5 protein-coding genes are annotated in these 4,867 nt (G+C 72.2%); 2 read left to right on the top strand and 3 right to left on the bottom strand.

Features of this window, described 5'->3' with window-relative positions:
• Window positions 1-365: DUF4197 family protein (locus tag VFR64_12215; GenBank protein HET9490504.1), on the bottom strand; the 365-nt coding region annotated here is incomplete at its 3' end.
• A 101-nt stretch (window positions 366-466) separates the two neighbouring features.
• Here VFR64_12215 and VFR64_12210 point away from each other — a divergent pair.
• The gene (locus VFR64_12210) at window positions 467-2,077 is read left to right on the top strand and encodes a thiamine pyrophosphate-binding protein (GenBank protein ID HET9490503.1); all 1,611 of its coding nucleotides are present in this window, start codon (window positions 467-469) and stop codon (window positions 2,075-2,077) included.
• Between the two features lie 14 nt (window positions 2,078-2,091).
• Here VFR64_12210 and VFR64_12205 read toward each other — a convergent pair whose 3' ends face one another.
• Both VFR64_12205 and VFR64_12200 read right to left on the bottom strand, forming a co-directional pair.
• Window positions 2,092-2,763, bottom strand: coding sequence for a cyclase family protein (locus VFR64_12205; protein ID HET9490502.1), 672 nt, complete (start codon window positions 2,761-2,763; stop codon window positions 2,092-2,094).
• Window positions 2,764-2,767: 4 nt separating this feature from the next.
• Complete coding sequence (locus tag VFR64_12200) at window positions 2,768-4,450, bottom strand: aldehyde dehydrogenase family protein (GenBank protein ID HET9490501.1); 1,683 nt, start codon at window positions 4,448-4,450, stop codon at window positions 2,768-2,770.
• A gap of 46 nt (window positions 4,451-4,496) precedes the next feature.
• Between VFR64_12200 and VFR64_12195 the strand changes: the two genes are divergently transcribed.
• Window positions 4,497-4,867, top strand: a 371-nt coding sequence (locus VFR64_12195) for a DUF72 domain-containing protein (protein HET9490500.1), incomplete at its 3' end; no start/stop codon positions are given.

Raw genomic sequence — 4,867 nt, 5'->3', positions numbered from 1 at the left:
TCGAGGAAGATCTGCCGGGCCGCCGGAGCCGCCCGCTCGGCCGCCCGGTTCATGCTGAGCACGAACTCGTCGACCTGCGGGCCATACCCCACCGCCCGCAGGCCGCTCTCGAGCCTCTTGAGCTTCTCGGGCATCACAATCTTGATGGCCTGGTTGCCGAAAAAGCCGTCTACCTTTCCGGTGAGCATGACCGACTTGTCGGTGGCGACCTGCAGCGCCTCCTTGAGCCCCATGCCGATCTTGGCGTCAGAGAGCGCGCCTGACCGCCCGAGCCCGAGGCCCTTGAGAATCTCGTCCAGCTGCGCCCAGGCCGGTGCCGCAACCAGCATCAGGCCGACGACTCCCGCGAACACCTTGCTGCTCATAGGCGTCCTCTCCTCGACTCCGAGTCGGCACTGATTCTAGCGATCGGGACGCCGCCCCGCAGGCCTTGCTTGCCGGCCACGCCTGGCGCTAGGCTGCCCGCGTGAGCCGATCCTCCGTCCGCGGCGCCGATCTGGTCGTCGAGGCATTGATCGCCGGCGGCGTCCGCCAGGTCTTCACGCTCTCCGGCAACCAGATCCTCGCCGTCTACGACGCCACGGTCGGCCGGGGGATCACGCTGATCCACACCCGGCACGAGGCGGCCGCCGTCCACATGGCCGACGGCTGGGGCCGGCTGACCGAGGAACCTGGCGTGGCGCTGGTGACGGCCGGGCCCGGACACCTCAACGCGGTGTCCGCGCTCTACACGGCGCTGATGTCGCAGTCGCCCGTCGTGCTGCTCAGTGGTCACGCGCCCCGGGGCCTCTTGGGGCGCGGCGCCTTCCAGGAGGTGGATCAGGTCGGGGCCGCCCGCCCCGTCGTGAAGGCGGCGTGGGTCGCCGAGCGGGCGGAGGCGCTCGGCGACGACGTGGCGCGCGCGCTCAGTCTCGCGCGCGCGTGGCCTCCGGGCCCCGTGCACGTCAGTCTGCCCGGCGACCTGCTGGAACCGCGGGTGACGGCCGCCGCCCCTGTCGCCGCCCGATCCACCGGCGCCACGCCCGTTGCCGAGCGGCTGGTGTCCGAGACGCTCGATCTGCTGGCCGGCGCCCGGCGCCCCCTGATGGTGGCCGGCCCCGCAATGGGACGCTCCGAGCGCTGGACGGCCTTGATGCGGCTGGCCGAGATCACCGGGATCCCGGCCCTGCTCATGGAGAGCCCTCGCGGCGTCAACGATCCCGCGCTGCGTGCGGCCGGCGCGGCGCTGGGCCAGGCCGACGTCGTGCTCCTGCTCGGCAAGGCGCTGGACTACACGCTGCGCTTCGGACAGCCGCCGGCCTTCGCCGCCCAGTGTCGCTTCGTTCACGTGGACCTCGGCGCGACGGCGCCGGCGGAGCGGGTCGCCCTCGCGCTTCCGGGGGAGCCACTGACGGTGGTGGGCCAGCTCATCGAGGCCGCGGCCCGCCGCCCATGGCAGCGGAGCGCCTGGGCCAAGGAGGTGGAGGAGATGCGACGGGCCAGGCCGCCCGAGTGGGATGCGCTGGCCCGAGCCTCCACGCGCCCGATGCATCCCCTCCGGCTGTGCGCCGCGCTCCAGCCGCTCGTCGAGCGCGGCGTGCTGGTCGCCGACGGCGGCGAGTTCGGCCAGTGGTGTCAGGCCGCGCTGGAGCCGGCGGTGCGGCTCATCAACGGCCCGGCCGGATCGATCGGCAGCGCCGTGCCGATGGCCCTGGGGGCCTGCCTGGCCCGGCCGGACCTGCCGGTGTTCACCGTGCTCGGTGACGGAACCTTCGGCTTCCACGCGCTCGAGTTCGACACCGCCGTGCGCCATCGCCTGCCCATCGTGGCGATCGTCGGCAACGACGCTCGGTGGAACGCCGAGCATCAGCTACAGCTCCAGCACTATGGGGCGGAGCGCGCCGTCGGGTGCGAGCTGCTGCCCACGCGCTACGACCGGGTGGTAGAAGCGCTGGGCGGCCACGGCGAGCACGTGGAGCATCCCGCCGAGCTGGGTCCAGCTCTGGCCCGCGCGGTCGCCTCGGAGCGCCCGGCGTGCGTGAACGTCGTCATCGACGGCGCCGCCGCCCCGGCTTTCGCCCGCGGCGCCACCCACTGAGGGATCGCGCCGCGTCACTCCACGACAGCGATGGCCCGCACCGGGCTGCCATCCGCACCCTCCAGCCTGAGGGGTAAGGCAATGAACCGGCAGCGGGGAACGCCGATCTGATCCAGGTTCGTGAGGTACTCGATCACCGTGATGCCGGCGGGAAAGAAGATGGCGTGCGTCGTGTACTCGTCCCGGGCCGGACGCCGCCGCGGCTCCGCGATCGTGTCGCGGATGCAGTGGTCGGGCGGATAGTCGTAGCCGACGGCCTTGACCCGCCGGGCCACGAGCCAGTCGCAGGCGCTCGGTCCCGTCCACGGGCCGGCCTTCCAGAACTCCTCGGTCTGGACGCTCACCCGCTTCGGCCAGTCCGTGCGCAGCAGCACGATGTCCCCCGCCCGCACGTGGCCGGCGCGCCGCTCGAGGTCCCGTCCGGTCACCTCGCCGTCGGCGCCCAGATGGGTCAGATCGACCACGGCCGCCTCGCCCATCCACTGATCGACGGGCATGACCGCCATGTCGCGGCCGTCGGTCAGGTAGTGCAGCGGGGCGTCGACGTGGGTGTAGGCGTGGCAGCTGATCGTCAGCACGGTGCTCTGCAGGGGATGGCCCGTGGCGTGAGCGGCCACGAGCTCGGGCGCCACCTTCCAGCGGAAGTGCGGCCGGATGGGGAAGCTGAGGTCGACGATCCTCGGCATGGCTTCACCGCCCTCCGAAGACGGCCGCGCCGAGCTCGCGGGACTCCTGGAGCATCCGCTGCACGGCCTCGTCGGCGCCAGCCTGGGCCATGCGCGGCTTGCCGTGATGGTCGATGTAGACCTGCTTGAGGTAGGTGACCTCGTCGATGCCCGCGCCCTCCCGGCCGTGTCCCGAGTCCTTCACGCCGCCGAAGGGCTTGCCGAGCTCGGCGCCCGTCGTGCCCCGCCCGATGTAGAGGATGCCGGTCTTCGCGCGCTCCATCACCTTCATCGCGTCGTCCAGCCGGTTGGTCAGCACGGCATTGCTCAGCCCGTAGCGCGAGGCGTTCAGGAGCCGCACGGCGTTGAGGAGCGCCTCCTCACGGTGCCGGCCGCTGAACGCGCTGAGACAGAGGACCGGGCCGAAGATCTCGTCCTGCATCGCGGGGTTCGTCGGATCGCGCGCCTCGATGACGGTGGGCGGGAAGAAAAAGCCGCGCTCCCAGACCTCGGGCGCCGCCTGGATCCCGGCCCGCGCGTCCGCCGGCGTCTTTCTGAGCGGCGCGCCCCCGTGCACGCGCTCGCCGCCCTCGGCCAGGGCCCGGGCCACCGCGCTCTCCACCCGCTCGAGCTGCTGGGCGCTCACCAGCGGGCCCATCACGGTGGCGGGATCGGCCGGGTTGCCCAGCCGCAGGCCCTTGATGCGCTCGACGTAGCGCCGGCGGAACTCGTCGACCACCGTATCCTGCGCGAACACGGCCCGCAGCGAGACGCAGCGCTGCCCCGAGTCGCCGCAGTTGGCCACGACCGCTTCGGCGACGGCGCGGTCGAGGTCGAAATCGTCGAGCAGCACGATGGCGGCGTGGCCGCCCAGCTCGAGGCTGACCGGCTTGCGGCGGCGGCCGGCGATCTCGCCGACGAGCCCGCCCGTTTCCGTGCCGCCGGTGAACATCACCTTGTCGTAGTCGCCTTCCTCCAGGGCCGCCTTGCCGACGGTCTCCCCTCGCCCGTGCAAGACCTGGAGCACCCCGGCCAGGCGCTGGGCCCGGGTCGGCCCGAGCTCGTCGGCGATCGCCCGGTGGACGAGGTAGCAGAGGATCGAGAGCGTGGTCGGCGTCTGCTCCGCCGCCTTCATGACGATGGCGTTGCCGGCGGCCAGCGCGGCGAAGATCTTCCAGGACGGCACGGCCAGCGGAAAGTTCCAGGGTGTGATGCCGAGGATGACCCCGTAGGGCTCGCGCATGGTGATCGACACCTTGTCGGGCATCTGGCACCGCGCGAAGCGGCCGTGCACCCGCGAGCACTCGCCGTGGTAGTGCCAGACGGTGTCGATCGCCTCCTGGACCTCGGCCTCGGCCCACTTCCAGAGCTTGCCGCCCTCCTGGATGATCACCCAGGCCAGGGGGCCCCGGACCTCGTCCAGGCTGGCGGCGACGCGGCGGAAGACGCGCTCTTTGTCCTGCTCGCCGACCTCGAAATGCCAGTGCTCCTGCGCCTGACGGGCCGCCTGGAACGCCTGCCGGACCTGCCCGGGCGAGGCGTCGCGCACCACCGCCAGGACCTGCTCGGTGGCCGGGTTCACGACGGACGACTCCCGAGCGCCCTCGCCCCCGACCCACTGCCCGGCGACCTGCATCCGGACCTCGCGCTCGCCGCCCGGCCGGCGCCTGCCGATGATCGCGTCGATCGCTTCGCGGAAGATCGTCACCGTCCCCCTCCTCCTCGTCGTGCCGGAGCGTGTACTCTCAAGCGCGATGGGTCCCACCTCGTACCGGGTCGGCTGCGCCTCGTGGCTCGACACCTCGCTGCTGGCCGAAGGCAGCTTCTACCCCGCCCCGAACATGACGGCGGATGCGCGCCTGCGCTGGTACGCGCGCTTCTTCGACGCCGTCGAGGTCAACGCCACATACTACGCGCTCCCCGCGTACGACACGAGCCGGGCGTGGGTGCAGCGCACGCCGCCGGGGTTCCAGTTCGCCGTGAAGGCCTATTCCCTGATGACGGGACACCACCCCAAGGCGCAAGCCCTCGTGAAGGAGCTCCGGACGCTGCTGCCGCGCGACGCGCCGGTGAACGCCCGGGGAGAAGTAGAGCGCAAGTACTTTCCGCCCGAGGCCCTCGACCT

The sequence above is a fragment of the Candidatus Methylomirabilota bacterium genome, assembly GCA_035709005.1.
Classification (GTDB): domain Bacteria; phylum Methylomirabilota; class Methylomirabilia; order Rokubacteriales; family CSP1-6; genus 40CM-4-69-5.
Note: the sequence above shows the minus strand (reverse complement) of the source record. Positions and strands in the feature narration are given on the sequence as shown.